Origin of the sequence: Pseudofrankia coriaricola (genome assembly GCF_032027725.1) — a bacterium.
Taxonomy (GTDB): domain Bacteria; phylum Actinomycetota; class Actinomycetes; order Frankiales; family Frankiaceae; genus Pseudofrankia.
In genome coordinates this window covers 26835-43350 of record NZ_JASNFO010000053.1, presented here as the reverse complement: position 1 = coordinate 43350, position 16516 = coordinate 26835, and the positions used below count along the sequence as shown (strand labels likewise).

The following is a 16516-nucleotide window of genomic DNA, read 5'->3' as shown; positions in this document are numbered from 1 at the left end:
CCGACCCGTACGCGGCGCGCGCCCTACGGCATCCGGGTGAGCAGCGCCGCGCCGGCCTCGTAGCCGCCGACGCTGGTGACGGCGGCGACCCGCGCGCCCGCGACCTGCCGCTCGCCGCACTCACCACGCAGCTGGCGGACCGCCTCGGCGGTGTGGCCGAACGCGGCGTGCAGCCGGCCACCGGAGAGCTGGCCGCCCCAGGTGTTCATCGGCAGCTCCCCGCCGAGCCCGATCCGCTTACCGCCCTCGACGAACGAGCCGGCCTCCCCCGGCCCGCAGAAGCCCATCGCCTCCAGCCACCACACGGCCTCGATGGCGAAGCCGTCATAGATCTCGGCCACGTCGACGTCGGCCGGCCGCAGGTCGGTGCGCGCCCACATCGCGGCCGCGGTGGCGTAGCCGACCCGGCCCATGTCCTCCCACTGCTCCCAGCTCGGCCGCCCGTCGACGACGCCGGCCATCGCCTCGATGGCCACCGGCGCCCGCAGGTCCGCGGCCGTCTCGGCGGCGGACACGACGATCGCGGTGGCGCCGTCGGCGGGCACGTCGCAGTCGTACAGGCAGATCGGCGTCGAGATCATCCTGGACGCCAGGTAGTCCTCGACGGTGAGCGGCGAGCGGTAAACTGCGTCCGGGTTGAGCGCGGCGTGCGCACGCTGGGTCACCGGGATCCAGGCCAGCTGCTCGCGAGTGACGCCGTACTCGTGCATGTACCGGGTGGCGTACGGGGCGATCTGGCAGACGGGCGAGAGCGCGCCGACCGGCAGCAGCCAGGCCAGCGGCCCCGCGGCCGTCGGGTTCGTCGAGCCGTACGCCGGGCGGCCGCCGGCGTTGCGGGCCGCGCTGCCTTCCTTGACCGTGCGCCAGATGACGACGTGGCGGGCCTGGCCGGTCGCGACCGCCATGGCCGGCCCATAGAACGGCAGGCACATCCCCTCGACGATCCCCTGCCGCCAGGACGTCGTGATCCGCAGTGCGTCCTGGATCTCGTAGAGGTCGCCGTTGGCGTAGCCGGGGACGTTGGCCTTGCCGCCGCCGGGGAACATCGCCAGCCCGTCGACGTCGTCGAGAGTCAGCCCAGCGTCCGCGACCGCCGCGAGAATCGCGTCGAGGGTCAGCTGGAACCCCGAGCGGTCGACCTGGCGCCCGATCGCCGACTGGCCGACGCCGGAGATGACCGCCCGCCGCTCGAACAGTTCGCCGCCCATCCCGCTCACTCCCCACCGTCGCCGGTGCCGCCGATGCCATCGCCGACGTCGGCCACCGCGACGAAGCTGGGGACGGCGTAGCCGCCGGGCCCCGGCTCGAAACCGACCTCGACGGTCATCCCGACCGCCGCGTCCTCGGGCGGGCAGCCGCGCAGCCGGCCGAACACCCGCACGCCCGGGTGGTCGGCCCACTCGACCAGCACCAACGCGTACGGCACCTCGAGCCCCGGCATCCAGCGCTGGTAGTTGACGGTGAAGCTGTAGACGTGGCCCCGCCCGGTGATCTCGACGTGCTCCACGGCGCGGCTCCGGCAGGCGCGGCACATCCCGTACGGCGGGAACGACTCGGCCCCGCAGCCGGCGCAGCGCTCCACGAGCAGGCGGCCCTCGGCCGCCGCCTCCCAGAAGGCGGCGGTCTCCTCGGTGACGGCGGGCGGTATGCCTACGGTCGCGGTCACGGGTCCCCTCTGGTCGGTGCTGGGTCTGCAAGGGCCTACCAGTACTGCCGGCCAGTGCTGCCGGTGCCGGTGCACGTGCTGGGCCGCGAGGTGGTGGCCCGCGCGGCCACGGCGCCGCTCGGAGGTACACACGGCCGGGCGCGGTCCAGGCGCCCACGGCACCGACCAGTCGCGCCGGCCCTCCGCCCTGGTCATCCCGCCGGCCGGAGCAGTAGCGGGGACGACTTGCGGAGTGTACGCTCACTTCGCAATCTAGCGCCACGCCGCCGGTCCACGCGCGGGATTCCCGCCAGGCCGGCGCCCCGGGCACGGCCTTGCCCTGGCGTGCCCGCCCGGCGGCGCTTCACCATAGAGCCGCTTCACCACAGAGCACCGCTGGGCCGGCGGCCCGCGAGCCGCCGCGCCGGCATGTCGCGAAGGAGCCCCGGTTGCCTGACCGCATCGTCTTCGGCGCAGCTGCCCTACCGGAGCCCGAGCGAGGCTGGCTCGAGGCCGTGGAGCGCCTGCCGATCGAGTCCGTCTGGCAGGGCGGCCACATCCTTCCGCCCACCGGGACCGGCGAGGCCATCACCCGGCTGGCCCTGATGACGGCCTGGACCGAGCGGGTCCGAGTGGGCACCGCGATCCTGGTGCTGCCGCTCTACCAGCCGGTGGTGCTGGCCAAGCAGCTCGCCGACCTAGACGCCCGCTCCGGCGGGCGGGTCTCGGTCGGCGTGGGGGTCGGCGGCGAGTTCCCGCACGAGTTCGAGTCGGTCGGGGTGCCACCCGGCGAACGGGGCCCGCGCACCGACGAGGCGATGACGCTGCTGCGCACGCTCTGGGGCGGCGGCCAGGTCAGCCACCACGGACGGTTCTTCGACGTCGACAACGTGACGCTGCGCCCGGTCGCCCCGCCGCCCGGGGACAGGATGGCGACCACCGGCCAGCTCGGCGGCCCGCCGTTTCTGGTCTCGGGCCGCAAGGCCCCGGCGATGCGCCGCGCGGCCAGGCTCGGCGACGGCTGGATGCCGTACCTCATGTCACCGAGCGCGTACGTCCGCTCGGTCGAGACGATCCGCGCCGAGGCGGCGGCCATAGGCCGCGACCTGGGCGGCTTCGAGTGGATGATGTACGTCTACTGCTCGGTCCGCCGCGACGGCGACCGGGCACGGGCCGACGTCGCCTCGTTCCTCGGCGGCGCCTACGGCGACAAGCCGTCGGCGATGCTCGACCGGATCGCCCCCGCCGGCACGCCGGCCGAGGTGGCCGCCCGGCTGCAGCAGTACGTCGACGCCGGCGTGCGCCACTTCATCATCTCGCCGGCGGCGCACGAGAACACCCTCGAGGTCGTCCAGCTGGCCACCGAGGACGTCCTCCCTCGCCTGACCCTGCCCACCGCGCCGCCGGCGCCAGCCGGTTCGGGCAGCCCGGTCGCGGCGCCCTCCGGGCTGGTGTCGCCATGACGGCGGCGGCTACCCGGCCCTCAGTGACCCCACAGATAAAGGCCGCCGGGCACGCGAAGGAAGAGCATTTTCGCGCGCCCTTTGGCCAGACGACCCCGGAGACAAAGGCCGCCGGGCACGCGAAGGAAGAGCATTTTCGCGCACCCTTTGGCCAGACGACCCCGGAGACAAAGGCCGCCGGCCCTCTGACCGGGCTGCGGGTCGTCGAGGTTGCCGTCGGGACCAGCGAACTCGGCCTCGGCCTCGCCGGCGGCGTGCCGGGCAGGCTGCTCGCGGATCTCGGCGCGGACGTCGTCCGCGTCGTCGGCCAGACGAGCCCGGGGATCGACGCGGACGTGCCCTGGGGCGAGGCCTGGCACCGTGACAAGCGGATCGTCGGGACCGACGACGCCGAGCCGGTGCGGGCGCTGCTCGCCGAGGCCGACGCCGCGCTCGTCTACGGCCCCGAGGCGCTGGTGGAGGGCCGCGGGCTCGGCCACCTCGACCTGCGCGCCGCCAACCCCGGCCTCGTCTACGCCCGCTGCCGCCCCAGCCGGACCTCGACCGGAGCCGTCGAGGACTACGGCCTGCTCGTCGAGGCCCGTTCCGGCTTCTGCACCCAGCTCGCCGGCCACCGGCCAGGGCCGATCTTCGTCGACGTCCGCGCGCCCGGAATCGGGACCGCCGCCCTGCTCACCGCCTCCGTGCTCGCGCTGCTGCGCCGCCGGGCCACGACGGGCGGCGGCGGCTGGGTGGAGACGTCGCTCTACGACGGCATGCTCGCGACGCTGGGCTGCATGATCGGGCGCTCCGAGCGGGCGCGGCCCGAGATCGAGGGCTACTGGGAGCTCGGCTCGACCTTCCCGAACTTCCTCTACCGCTGCGCGGACGGCGAGTTGATCCAGGTCTGGTTCGGCGGTAAGGGCATGTACGCCAAGCTCATCGAGGTCCTCGGCGACGAGCCGAGCGTCGAGGGCTACTACACCGACCAGGCCACCGGGAAGCTGCAGGACCGCGCGAAGCGCTGGCGCGCCCCGTTCGCGCTGCGGCCCAGGGACGTCTGGATCGAGCGGCTGCGCGAAGCCGGCGTCGCCTGCGAACCGGTCCTCGGCCCTGGCGAGGCGTTACGCGACCCGCACCTGGCCGAGATCGGCCTGGCCGTCGCGCGCGATCACGACGGCCATCCCGAGGTCATGCTGGGCTCCCCGATCGCGGTCGGCCCGCTGCCCCGTCCCGAGACCCCGGCCGGCCCGTGGACGCAGGAGCGGCCGGTGGCCCGGGCAGCGGCCGGGACGCCGCCCGGAGACGGTTCCGCCGACGCCAACCTCAACGCCGCCAACCTCAACGCCGCCGGCGACACCGCGGCCAACGACGCGGACGACGGCGTTGCCAACGATGCGGCCGCCGGCAACGCGGCGCCGCTGCGCGGCGTGCGGGTCGTCGACTTCTCCGCGTTCGTCGCCGGGCCCCTCGCCGCCCAGGTGCTCGCCGACCTCGGTGCCGAGGTCATCAAGGTCGAGCCGCCCGAGGGCGAGGCGATGCGCGCCGCCGCCTACGCGGTCGCGGCCTGCCAGCGAGGCAAGCGCAGCATCGCGATCGACATCACCGCCCCCGAGGCCCGGCCCGTGGTCGAGCGGCTGATCCGCTGGGCCGACGTCGTCCTGCACAACTTCCGCGTCGGCGTCGCCGAGCGGCTCGGCATCGGCGCCGCCGACGTCGCCCGGCTCAACCCGCGCGCGGTCTACAGCCACGCCAGCGCCTTCGGGCCCACCGGCCCACGGGCGAAGCAGCCCGGCAACGACGCGCTCATGCAGGCGGTCACCGGCCTGGAGCGGGCCATCGGCGGCGACGGCAACGAGCCGATCGCGGCGACCTGGATCCCCATCGACGTGACCGGTGGCTGGGTGGCGGCGGCCGGGATCCTCGCCGGTCTGTACGCCCAGGCCGTGAGAAGCGAGGGGCAGCAGGTCGCGACCAGCCTGCTCGGCGCCGGGATGCTGCTGCAGAGCGGGTCCTTCCTGCGCGACGGCTCCCTCGTCGCCGGCCCCGCCCTGGACCAGGAGCAGACCGGCTACGGCCCCGGCTACCGCCTCTACCAGGCCGGTGACGGGGAGTGGTTCGCGCTGGTGCTGCCGGACGAGCGCTCCTGGACGCGCCTGCGCGCGGTGCTGGCGGGGGGCGAGCCCCCGCCGGCCGGAGGCCGGCTCGCGACCTACGCTCCGTTGCGCGGCGGCGCCCACGACACGGCGGCCCGCGAGGCCGAGACGCTCCTGGAGAAGGCGTTCGCGGGCGGCACGGCCGCGGCCTGGGTGGCCCGCCTGCGCGCCGAGGGCCTGCTGGCGGAGCTGGTACGGCCGACGAGTCGCGACGACTTCCGCCGTGGCATCCTCGACGACCCGCTCAACCGGCAGCTGGGCCGCGTCGCCGCCTACGAGGTCGCCGACTGGGGCCATTTCGAACAGATCGGCCCGCTCCCCCGCCTCGGTCAGCCGCCGTCGGGTGGTCCCACCCTGGCGCTTCCCGGCATCGGCGAGCACAGCATCGCCATTCTGTCCGATCTCGGCCTTCCCGCGCAGGACGTCGATGCCCTGCTGGCCGCCAAGATCGTCCGCCAGCTCTAGCCCCGCGGCAGCGAACGTCCACCCCACGGATGGCGGCCGGAGACAGCCGCCGGCCCGTGACGAGCACGCATCGGTCGATAAGTGAGCGAGTGTTTGCTAATTTGTGTGTGCTCGGTTCGCCGGATGACCGATGGAGCCTCGATGGACCTGTTGCTGCGCAACGCCACGCTGATCGACGGAAGCGGAGCGCCGGCCCGGCCGGCGGACGTCGCCGTCACCGGTGACCGGATCGCCGCCGTCGCCGAGCCGGGCGAGCTCGTGCCCGAGGCAGGCACCGAGATCGTCGACCTGCGCGGCCTGGTGCTCGCGCCCGGCTTCATCGACGTGCACACCCACTACGACGCCCAGATCCTCTGGGACGGCGACCTCACCCCGTCGAGCTGGCACGGGGTCACCAGCGTCGTCATGGGCAACTGCGGTTTCGGCGTCGCCCCGACCCGTCCGGAGCACCGCGACCTGATCGTCCGGCTCCTGGAGAACGTCGAAGGCATGTCGATGGAGGCGCTGAACGCCGGCATCGACTGGTGCTTCGAGACGTTCCCCGAATATCTTGCCGCGCTCGACGCCCGCGCCAAGCGCCTCAACGTCGGCGTCTTCATCGGCCACTCCCCGCTGCGGCTGTTCGTCACCGGCGGCGAGGAGCGCCCGGCCACGGACGACGAGCTGGCGACGATGCGCCGGCTCGTGCGGGAGGCGCTCGACGCCGGCGCGATCGGGTTCTCCACGTCCCGCCAGCCCGCGCACTCCGGCGCCTACGGCCGGCCCGTGCCGAGCCGGTTCGCCGAGGTCGACGAGGTCTACCAGCTGGCTGAGGTCCTGGGCGAGGCCGGCAAGGGCGTGCTCGCCGTCTCGATCGGGCCCGGCCTGTTCGTCGACCAGTTCTCCGAGATCGCCACCCGCTACGGCATCCCGGTCACGTGGACGGCGCTGGTCACCCGGCCGGAGAAGCCGGGCGCCGCGCTGCGCACCGTCGAGCGCGGCGCCGCGCTGCCCGGCGAGGTCTACCCACAGATCGCCTGCCGGCCGATCGTCATGCAGACCACCATGGACGACCCGACCCCGCTCGCCGCCGTGGACGAGTGGAAAGAGGTGCTCGCCCTGCCGCGGGAGCGGCGGGCGGACCTGTACCGGGACGCCTCCTGGCGGGACCGGGCGCGCCCGGCGACGCTGGCGGCCTGGGGCCACCGCTGGCACAAGATCGACGTCGAGGAGACCGAGACCCACCACGGCCTCGTCGGCATCCCGCTGGACCGGCTGGCCAGCGAGCGCGGCACCACACCGTTCGACCTGATGATCGACCTGGCGCTCGCCGACACCGGCACGACCCGCTTCCGCGTCGTCCTGGAGAACGACGGTGACGCCGAGCTCGCCGACCTGCTTGCCGACAAGCGGACCCTGCTGGGCCTGTCGGACGCCGGCGCGCACGCGAGCCAGCTCTGCGACGCCTGCTACTCGACCCACCTGCTCGGCCACTGGGTGCGCGAGCGCAAGGCGCTGAGCCTGGAGGAGGCCGTCTGGCGGCTCACCGGGCACCCGCACCAGGTCTTCCGTGTCGCCGACCGCGGGCTCGTCCAGCCTGGCTTCTACGCGGACCTCGTCGCCTTCGACCCGGACACCGTCGGTACGACTCCCATCGTGCGGGCCCACGACCAGCCGGGCGGCGCCGACCGCCTGCTGGTCCGCAGCACCGGCGTCGAGCACCTCTGGGTCAACGGCGTCGCCACCCGCACCGCCGGCGAGGAGATCCCCGACACCGCTCCCGGCCGCCTCCTACGTGCTTAGGACGGGTGGTCAGGTTCCCTTGGTGGCCGCGGCGCGGAGGGCGAGGGCGCGGCGGAGGTCGTCGGCGCCGTCGGAGGCGGTTCGGCGCAGGCCGGACGGGACGTCGGTGCGCGTCGCGAACCGCTCGGCCCAGGCGAGGGTCTCCGGGGCGACGGCTAGCGCCGGGAAGCACAGCTCGGCGAGTCTCGCCAGCGACATCGTGCCCCGGAACTGGGCGGTTGCCGGCAGGTCGTCGAACCACCGCCGCGCGTAGGGCGCCGCCAGGTCCTCCTGCCCGGCCACCCAGATCCCGCCGGCCAGCGCGGACAGCTGATAGTGGGACATCGTGCTGGCCGGGTCGATGAGCTCCGCCCACGCCGCCGCCTTCGCGTCCGGGTCGGGGCGCAGCGCCCGGCAGCGGGTCGCGTGTACCAGGCCGGACGCCGTGCGGTCCGCAGCGTAGGCCGCCTCGATCTGGTCGAGGGTGAGGTCGCCGAGGGCGGCTCGTCGTTCCAGGACCAGCCAGCTCAGTTCGTCGTCGACGGTCAGGCCCGCGAACGGCTCGCCACCTGGACGCCAGGCGCGCAGGGCGTCGAGGTCGTCGGTGAGCCCGACCCAGCCGCGGGCAGCGGTCAGCTGACCGCTGCCGCCAGGTTTCGCGTCCGCGAGCAACGCCTCGGTCGCGTCGGTGAGGACGGTGATCGCCGCCGCGCGCTCCGGGCCCGGCGCGAGGTACAGGGACACCGCGGCGGTGATCCACGGCAGCAGCCGCGCGGTGACGACATCGAGCTCGTTCGGCATGCCGGCCGCGACCGTCCGCACCGCGAGCTCGGGCGACACGAGCCCGTCGGCCAGGCCGGTACGCAGCGCGTTCCACGCCACCGAGCGGGCCACGGCGTCACCGGCCACGGCCATGACGGCGGGCAGACGTTCCCACTGGCCGGCGGCCAGCCGGATCGTCGCCCAGGTCTCGTCGCCGGCGCTAGGAAGCACGATCTCGCCGGGACCGGCCGCCGGGACCAGGACCGGCGCGCGGCCGAGGACGACCTCGGTCGGCGTGCCGCCGCCCGGAAGCACGGCGACGGTCATGGCATGGGGACGGTCGGCCGCCGGCCCGAACACCGGCGGCTGGCGGCGCAGGACGGCCCCGGACGGCCCGGTCTCGACGGCGACGATGTCGACGCCGGCGAGACGCAGCCACTCGTGGGCCCACCGCGAGAGGTCGGTGCCGGTGGGCGTGCCGGGGCCCGCCTGGGCGGACCAGGACGCGAGCAGGTCGGCGAACGTGGCGTTGCCGTAGGCGTGCGAACGGACGTGCTCGCGCAACCCGCCCAGGAACATGTCCTCGCCCAGGTAGGCAGCCAGCTGCCGCAGCACGCTGGCGCCCTTGGCGTAGGAGATGCCGTCGAAGTCGTCCAGCGCGGAGCGGGCGTCCGTGGCGCCGTTGCCGGCGACCGGATGGGTGGTGGCGCGGCGGTCGGCGGCGTAGCCCCAGCTCTTGCGCGCCGCGGCGAAGTCGGGTCCCGCCGGCATGCCCGACACCAGCGGGGTGACGCGGCGGGCCAGGTACTCGGCGAAGGACTCGTTGAGCCACAGGTCGTCCCACCAGCGCATGGTCACCAGGTCGCCGAACCACATGTGCGCCATCTCGTGGACGATCGTGTTCGCCCGGCCGAGCAGCTCCGCCTCGCTCGGCCGCGACCGAAAGATCAACTGGTCGCGGAAGGTGACGCAGCCGGGATTCTCCATCGCGCCCCAGTTGAACTCCGGGACGAAGGCCTGGTGGTATTCGCCGAACGGGTAGTGCACCTCGAACAGCTCGTGGAAGGCGTCTAGGGAATCGGCGGTCAGCCGCAGGAGCTCGGCCGCGTCACGGTCGAGCTCAGCCGACAGGGAGCGCCGGACGTGCAGGCCGAGCGGAATGCCGTCGTGCTCCCCGCGCACCGAATGCCACGGCCCGGCCACCAGGGTGACGAGGTAGGTCGAGATGGGCCTGGTCTCGGCCAGCTCCCAGGCGCCCGGCCCGGTCCGCGTCGCCGCGCCGTTGCCGACGACCGTCCAGTCCGGCGGGCACTGGACCCGCATGCTGACGCGGGCCTTCAGGTCCGGCTGGTCGAAGCAGGCGAACCACCGCTTCGCGTTGTCGACCGACGACGTCGCGCACAGGTAGACGCCTCCGTCGGCCGGGTCGACGAACCGGTGCAGGCCCTCACCGTCATGCGAGTAGCGCATGCGCGCCCTGACAAGCAGTTCATGCCGCCCGCCCAGGCCATGTACCGGCAGTCGGCCGCCTTCGAACGATTCGACCGGCTGGACCGCGCCGTCGAGAACGACCTCGAACAGTTCCTCGCAGAACAGCTCGACGAACGTCTCCGGTTCACGGGCGGTGAAGGTGATCGTCGTGGTGGAGGCGAAGAAGTCGCCCGGCTCGGTGAGATCCAGCTCGATCGCGTAGCGGTCGACGTCGACCGAATCCGCTCGCCGTACCGCCTCCGGCCTGGTCAATGCCACCATTGGTCCACCCTAGGCCAAAGGCCATGCGATGATGGCGAAGCCTCGCGTGGCCGGAGGCCGTCAGACAGGACCTAGTCGCGCCGGATTGCCGCCTCGGTCATCGCGGACCGGGGAAATCACCGGCGGTCGGGATGGTGTGGCCTCGGGCCGATCACGTTGACCGGTCCTCCACCGCCGAGACGGTGGAGGTGCCGTTCTGGTCGGGACGGGCCGGCAGGCCGTAGCCGCCGCGGAAGTACAGCAGCGGTCCGTGGTCTCGCAGGATGTGCATCTGGCGGACCGCGCCGACGACGATCTGGTGGTCGCCACCGTCGTACGTGGCATCGATGTCGCAGTGGACCCAGGCGAGCACGTTGTCCAGGACGACCGCGCCGCGGTCGGTGGCATGCCAGGGGACGGCGTCGAACTTGGCGGCGGTCTTGGAGCCGAAGGCCGTCGACACATCCTGCTGGTCCTCGGCCAGGACGTTGACGGTGAACCGTCCGGTCTGCTCGATGCGCGGCCAGCTCGTCGAGCTCCGGCCCGGGCAGATGAGCACCAGCGGCGGGTCGAGGGAGAGCGAGGTGAAGGACTGGCAGGCGAGTCCGAACGGAGACCCGGAGCCATCCAGGCCGGTGACGATCGTTATTCCGGTGCAGAAGTGGCCCAGCACCTTGCGGAAGGTGGTCGGATCGACGTTGTCGGCCTCGGCACCGTAGGCGACGAGTCCGGGGGCGGTCATCGCTCTTCCAGTCCGGTGCCGCCTCCGGCGAACCGCTCGGCCGGGTCACCAGATCGGGCACGGACGGCGGCGTGCTTCAGGAGAGTGCGCTCGTCGACCATCGTGGGATGTCTCCTTGGACGTCGGCGTTGGGGGCGGCGGCGGCCAGCAGCGGCCGGATGACGGCGTCCACGGCGGCGGGGTCGTCGACCGGCGTCCCCGTGGGCCCGCGGTGCCAGCCTTCGGCGATCGCGATGCGCACACCCGAGGCGACGATCACCCGGCCGGTGACGTCGGCCGCCAGCGGCGAGGCGAGCCACACCAGCGCCGCGGCCACCCACCGTGGATCGAGCCGGCCTTCGCGGGCGGCCTCGCTGTCGCCCAGGCCCACGGCCTCGGTCATCGGCGTCAGCGCCGTCGGGCAGACGGCGTTGACGGTCGCCCCGTAGCGGCCGAGCTCCATGGCGGCGACGAGGGTGAACGAGGCGATCGCGCCCTTGGCCGCGGCGTAGTTGGCCTGGCCGACGTGGCCGTACAGGCCCACCGACGAGACCGTGTTGATGACGCGGGCGTCGACGGCGTCGCCCGCCTTCGACCGCTCCCGCCAGTGGCGGGCGGCCCGCTGGGTGACCAGGAACGTGCCCTTGAGGTGCACGCGCAGCACGTCGTCCCAGTCGGCCTCGGCCATGTTCACCAGCATCTTGTCGCGGGCGATGCCGGCGTTGTTCACGACGGCGTCGAGGCCGCCCCAGGTGTCGGTGGCGGTGGCGATCAGACCGTCGGCGCCGGCCGCGGTCGACACGTCACCGACGTGTCCGACGGCTCCCCCGCCGCCCGCCCGCACCGCGGCGACGACGTCGGCGACCGCGTCGGCGGCGACGTCGTTGACCACCACCAGCGCACCTTCGGCGGCGAGTGCCTCGACGTAGGCCCGGCCGATCCCCTGGCCGGCACCGGTGACGAGGCACACCCGTCCATCACACAGGCCCATAGCGGCGCGCTCTCAGGAGACGGCCGTCGGCGCGGCGTCGTAGGTCACGCCGATGTCACCGCCGACGTCGTGGCGTCGCAGCTCGGGGAGCACCTCGGAGGCGAACAGCTCGAAGCTGTCCTGAGCCTCCTCGGCCGGCATGCCGCCGAAGCACATGGGCACGACAATGCCGCCCGCGTCGGTCATGGTCGCGTACTCGAGCAGCTTCTCCGTGACCTCCGCCGGTTTGCCCCAGACCTGGAGGTCGGCGAGGAAGCCGTTGAACTTCTCGAGCCCGTGCCTCTGGATGTTGGCGGCCAGGCCGGCGTAGTACTCGTAGCCCTCGATCTGGGCGAAGCCGACGTTGTCGAACTCGTAGTGCTCGACCGTCGACCGGGCCCAGCGCTGGAGGTACACGTCGCGGATCCTGTCGACCTGCGCCTGCTTGTCGCTCACGCCAGCCACGATCACGAGGACCGGCTTCGGCGCCTCGGTGCCGTTCAGCTCGAAGTAGCGCTCGCGGTACTTCTTGAGCTCCTCGATGGCCGTGGGCCAGGGCTTCTGGGCGATGACCATCAGCCCGACACCCATGCCGGCCATGATCTCCATCGACTCCGGCGACACCGCGGAGGCGAACGTGCGGCCCTTGAAGCTCGCCAGGGGCCGGGGCCGGATCTCGACCCGCGGCTGCTGGTAGAGCTCGCCGTCGCACTCCATCACGCCGGTCTCCAAGGCGGTGAGGAGCGCGGCGCTGTACTCCTTGAAGCGGCGGCGGGACTCGCCCATCGGCACCCGGAAGCCGACGAACTCCTTCTGCCCGAGGCCGCGCCCGAGGCCGAGGATGGCCCGTCCGCCGGAAAGGTGGTCGAGCACCGAGAACTTCTCCGCCACCCGCACCGGGTCGTTCCACGGCAGGACGGTGACCATCGTGCCGAGCTTCACCCGGCTGGTCTGACCGGCCAACCACGCCAGCACCATCGACTGCTGCGAGGTGAGCTGGTAGTCGGAGAAATGGTGCTCGGACAGCCAGACCGAGTCGAAACCGACCTCTTCGGCGCGGGACGCGAGGCCCAGCTCCGTCCGGTACACGTCCGCGTCAGCCACGTCGCGATCAAGAGCCGCGAACTGGAGGCCAAGTCCTATGTGCATGAGCGCTCACTTTATACGGTCGGCCGATCAGGCGCTAGCCCTCGCAGCGAGTTACCGGACGGCGACAGCCGTCCGCAGGTGGGACACCTCCTGCGCCGAGAACCCCCAGTCGGCCAAGGCCTCGTCGGTGTGCTGCCCAGGGGCGGGGGGCGGGCCGGCGACCGCCGGCGGGGTTCGGCTGAAACGTGGCGCCGGAGCCGGCTGCACCACTCCGCCGACCTCGGTGAAGGTCCCGCGGTGGCGGTTGTGCGGATGGGCCGGCGCCTCGTCCGGATCGAGGACCGGGGCGAAGCAGACGTCGGTGCCTTCGAGTGCGGCGCACCACTCGTCCCGGGTCCTGGCCCGGATCGCCGCCGCCAGCCGGGCCTTCGTGTCCGGCCACGACGAGCGGTCGTCGTCCGGGCCGGGATCGACCCCGGTCAGCTCGGCGAGCTGCCGGCGGGCCCGGGGGTCGATCGCCCCGACCGAGACGTACTTGCCGTCGGCCGTCTCATAGGCGTCGTAGAACCAGGCGCCGCCGTCGAGCAGGTTGGTCCCCCGCCCGCCCCAGTCGCCGGCCGCCCGCAGCCCATGGATCATCCCGGCCAGAAGGGCCGCGCCGTCGACCATCGCGGCGTCGACCACCTGGCCCCGGCCGGAGCCGCCGGCCTCGAGCAGCGCGCACACGATGCCGAAGGCGAGCAGCAGGCCACCCCCGCCGAAGTCGCCCACGACGTTGAGCGGCGGCACCGGCGGCGCACCCGCGGGGCCGATCATGCCCAGGGTGCCGGAGAGCGCGACATAGTTGATGTCGCGGCCGGGCGCCTGCGCGTAGGGGCCGTCCTGTCCCCATCCCGTCATGCGCCCGTAGACGAGCCGCGGCTGGCGGGCCAGGCAGTCGTCCGGCCCGAGCCCGAGCCGCTCGGTCACCCCGGGACGGAACCCCTCGATGAGCACGTCGGCCCGCTCGACCAGCCGGAGCACGGCTTCCCGCCCGTCGGGGTGTTTCAGGTCGATACCCACCGAGCGGCGACCGCGGGCGTTCACGTCCCACAGCGGCGCATCGAGGCCGACGGCGTCGGCCCGGTCGACGCGGAGCACCTCCGCGCCCATGTCGGACAGCATCATGGCGGCGAACGGCCCGGGCCCGATGCCGGCCAGCTCGACGACCCGGTAACCCCTGAGCGCGCCAGTCATACCTCAGTATCCCTGATAAGCGTGCGTTCACTCCACCAGGGCGGAAGCGTTCGTCACGGGGCCGCGACGTCGAACACGACGGCGGTGGCCATGCCGCCGCCCGCGCACATGGCGGCCACGCCGGTGCCGCCCCCTCGACGGCGCAGCTCGTGCACCATCGTGATGATCATTCGCGAGCCGCTCATGGCGACCGGGTGGCCGAGGCTGCAGCCGCTGCCGGCGACGTTCACCAGGGTCTCGTCGAGCCCGAGGATGCGGGTGGTGGCGACGGCGACCGAGGCGAACGCCTCGTTGATCTCCCAGAGCGCGACGTCGCCGATCGTGAGCCCGGCCCGCTCCAGCGCCTTCGGGATCGCGAGCGTCGGCGCGAGGCCCGTGTCGGCCGGCGGTACGCCCACCGATGCCCAGGCGCGGATGACAGCCAGCGGCTCGAGCCCGTGCCGCTCGGCGAACCCGCTGTCGGTGAGCACCATCGCCGCGGCACCGTCGTTGACACCGGACGCGTTGCCGGCCGTGATACTGAAGCCGTCGATCTCCGGATGGATCGGCTTCAGGGCGGCGAGCCGCTCCAGCGAGGTGTTCCGCCGCGGGTGCTCATCCACGGCGAACCTCACGGTGGTGCCGTCGCGCCGCGGCACGTCGATCGGGAAGATCTCCTCAGTGAAGCTGCCGGCGTCGATAGCGGCGATCGCGCGCTGATGCGACCGCAGCGCCCACGCGTCCATCTCCTCCCGGGTGAGGTTCGCCTGGACCGCGGCGTTCCAGCCCACCGTGATCGACATGTCCCGGCACGGCGCGTCCGGCGTCTCGGGGTGGCTGTACGCGAGCCAGTCCTCGTCCCAGTCGTCGGTGCCCGGGATCCGCCAACGCGCGCGCGGCTTCGTCGAGGCCGACTGCACGCCACCGGCGATGACCACTCGGTCCATCCCCGACCGGATCGACGCCGCCGCGCTCTGCACGGCGGCGAGCCCGGACGCGCAGTGCCGGTTGTGGGCGACGCCCGGCACGTTGGGGATGCCGGCGTTGACCGCCGCGTACCGGGCGAGGTCTCCCCCGCCGTACAGCGACTCGCCGAGCACGACGTCGTCGACGAGCGCCGGGTCGATCCCCGACCGCCCGAGCGCCTCGGCCACCGCCCGGGTGCCGAGCTCGAACGCGCTCATCTCGGTGAGCGTGCCCTTGAACGCCGTCCCGATCGCCGTCCGAGCCGTCGAGACAATGACCGCCTCATCCACTGGGCGCTCCTCCTGGTCCTGGACAGGCCATCTGGACCCGCCGGCCGGTCCGGCGGCCCGAAAGATCATAGATGACAAAGTATATGCTCACTTACCATAAGCAGCCAGACGAGGCCGCGCAACCAGACAGACGCGGCCCAGACGCGACCCATCGGAGCGATCCGTCCGCAGCGGCGGGGCGTAATCCACCCGCCGAACGGGCAGCTTGACCGGACGCCGCGGCAGCCTTAATAAACGAGCACTCGTTTACTTGCCCACTGGCCGGAAGTGGTGGGCGCCGTGAACCACGCGCTGATCGAACCGTGTTGGATGAGCCCGCCTATAGACAGGCTGAGCCGACACACTTCGCGACGCGGCCATTGAGGTGTGTTGGATGGGCAAGCCTATAGACAGGCCCATCCAACACGGTTCGAGATTCCGTTTAGGCAGACGAGAAGGGCAGGTGCGGTGGGGGGAGGCCGTCCCTCCACTCCGCCGGCCTCAGCGCCTCAGCGGCCCGCTCAGCCGCACACGCACAGACGCGTTCTGTGATCGGGGCGGCGCGGCGGCGGTCAGGCGGCCTCGTCGACGCCGCCGAGGTACAGGCGCTCGATCTCGGACTCACGGGCGACCAGCTCGGACGCCGGGATCTCCGCGCGCACCAGGCCCTCGTTCATGATCAATGCCCGGTCGACGAAGCTCGCGGCGAAGTGGATGTGCTGTTCGACGAGCACGACGCCCGCGGACAGCGCCGTCGCCACCAGGCGCAGCCGTTCGAGGATGCGCTCGCTGACGGCCGGCGCAAGGCCGAACGACAGCTCGTCGATGAGCAGGACGGACGGGCGGCGCCCGACGGTACGCGCGAGCGCCAGCATCTGCTGCTCGCCGCCGGAGAGCACCCCGGCCCGCAGCGGCAGCTTCGGGCGCAGCTCGGGGAAGAGCTCGACCGACTCGTCCACATCGACGCCGGCCATCTGCAGGTTCTGGCGGACCGTCAGCGTGCCGAACACGCTGCGACCCTCGACCATGATCCCGATCTTGCCGCGGCTGCGCCGGTAGGACGGGCCGGTCAGCGGGACGCCCCCCACGAGCACCTCGCCGGTGTACTTCCCGAGGAAGCCGGCGATCGCCATCAGTGTGGTCGTCTTCCCGGCGCCGTTGCGGCCGAGCAGGCCGACGATCTCACCCTTGCCGACCGTGAACGTGACGTCGTGGATCACCGCGAGCGCCCCGTAGCCCGCGGTCAGCCCACGCACCTCTAACGCCGCCGTCCCCGTCTCCTGCGCCATCAACGCCTCCGCCTTCTCGGTCGTCTTCTGGGTGG

The 16516-nt window shown here is 72.9% G+C and carries 12 protein-coding genes; 3 read left to right on the top strand and 9 right to left on the bottom strand.

The genetic code is table 11. The features are described from left to right. Nucleotides 1–23: 23 nt before the first annotated feature. Both QOZ89_RS27345 and QOZ89_RS27340 read right to left on the bottom strand, forming a co-directional pair. A complete protein-coding gene (locus tag QOZ89_RS27345) occupies nucleotides 24–1208 on the bottom strand; it encodes a thiolase family protein (RefSeq protein ID WP_071047556.1) in 1185 nt (394 codons plus the stop codon). Between the two features lie 5 nt (nucleotides 1209–1213). Beyond that, nucleotides 1214–1666 carry a Zn-ribbon domain-containing OB-fold protein gene (locus QOZ89_RS27340; RefSeq protein ID WP_071047557.1) on the bottom strand — a complete coding sequence of 151 codons (453 nt, stop codon included), beginning with the start codon at nucleotides 1664–1666 and terminating at the stop codon, nucleotides 1214–1216. Nucleotides 1667–2094: 428 nt separating this feature from the next. On the opposite strand from QOZ89_RS27340, the gene QOZ89_RS27335 reads away from it, so the two are divergent. From QOZ89_RS27335 to QOZ89_RS27325, 3 genes are all read left to right on the top strand, one after another. Next, complete coding sequence (locus QOZ89_RS27335; RefSeq protein WP_071047558.1) at nucleotides 2095–3108, top strand: LLM class flavin-dependent oxidoreductase; 1014 nt, start codon at nucleotides 2095–2097, stop codon at nucleotides 3106–3108. Next, nucleotides 3105–5708: a CoA transferase gene (locus tag QOZ89_RS27330; protein WP_312626193.1), complete on the top strand. Its 2604-nt coding sequence runs from the start codon at nucleotides 3105–3107 to the stop codon at nucleotides 5706–5708. Before QOZ89_RS27335 ends, QOZ89_RS27330 begins: the two co-directional genes overlap by 4 nt. Before the next feature lie 141 nt (nucleotides 5709–5849). Then, nucleotides 5850–7490, top strand: coding sequence for an N-acyl-D-amino-acid deacylase family protein (locus QOZ89_RS27325; protein ID WP_071047559.1), 1641 nt, complete (start codon nucleotides 5850–5852; stop codon nucleotides 7488–7490). Nucleotides 7491–7499: 9 nt separating this feature from the next. On the opposite strand, the gene pepN is transcribed toward QOZ89_RS27325, so the two are convergent. From pepN to QOZ89_RS27290, 7 genes are all read right to left on the bottom strand, one after another. Next, nucleotides 7500–9983 (bottom strand): aminopeptidase N, encoded by a 2484-nt coding sequence (pepN, locus tag QOZ89_RS27320; protein ID WP_312626191.1) that lies wholly within the window; start codon nucleotides 9981–9983, stop codon nucleotides 7500–7502. A gap of 151 nt (nucleotides 9984–10134) precedes the next feature. After that, nucleotides 10135–10704 carry a flavin reductase family protein gene (locus QOZ89_RS27315; RefSeq protein ID WP_071047561.1) on the bottom strand — a complete coding sequence of 190 codons (570 nt, stop codon included), beginning with the start codon at nucleotides 10702–10704 and terminating at the stop codon, nucleotides 10135–10137. A 76-nt stretch (nucleotides 10705–10780) separates the two neighbouring features. Beyond that, nucleotides 10781–11674 carry an SDR family NAD(P)-dependent oxidoreductase gene (locus QOZ89_RS27310; protein WP_071047562.1) on the bottom strand — a complete coding sequence of 298 codons (894 nt, stop codon included), beginning with the start codon at nucleotides 11672–11674 and terminating at the stop codon, nucleotides 10781–10783. A 12-nt stretch (nucleotides 11675–11686) separates the two neighbouring features. Then, nucleotides 11687–12802 carry an LLM class flavin-dependent oxidoreductase gene (locus QOZ89_RS27305; RefSeq protein ID WP_071047563.1) on the bottom strand — a complete coding sequence of 372 codons (1116 nt, stop codon included), beginning with the start codon at nucleotides 12800–12802 and terminating at the stop codon, nucleotides 11687–11689. A gap of 51 nt (nucleotides 12803–12853) precedes the next feature. After that, on the bottom strand, nucleotides 12854–13978 hold the full coding sequence (locus QOZ89_RS27300; protein WP_071047564.1) for a CaiB/BaiF CoA transferase family protein: 1125 nt from the start codon (nucleotides 13976–13978) through the stop codon (nucleotides 12854–12856). Between the two features lie 53 nt (nucleotides 13979–14031). Beyond that, nucleotides 14032–15213, bottom strand: coding sequence for a thiolase family protein (locus QOZ89_RS27295; RefSeq protein ID WP_071047565.1), 1182 nt, complete (start codon nucleotides 15211–15213; stop codon nucleotides 14032–14034). 551 nt (nucleotides 15214–15764) lie between these two features. Beyond that, nucleotides 15765–16481 (bottom strand): ABC transporter ATP-binding protein, encoded by a 717-nt coding sequence (locus QOZ89_RS27290; protein ID WP_071047566.1) that lies wholly within the window; start codon nucleotides 16479–16481, stop codon nucleotides 15765–15767. Nucleotides 16482–16516: the final 35 nt, after the last annotated feature.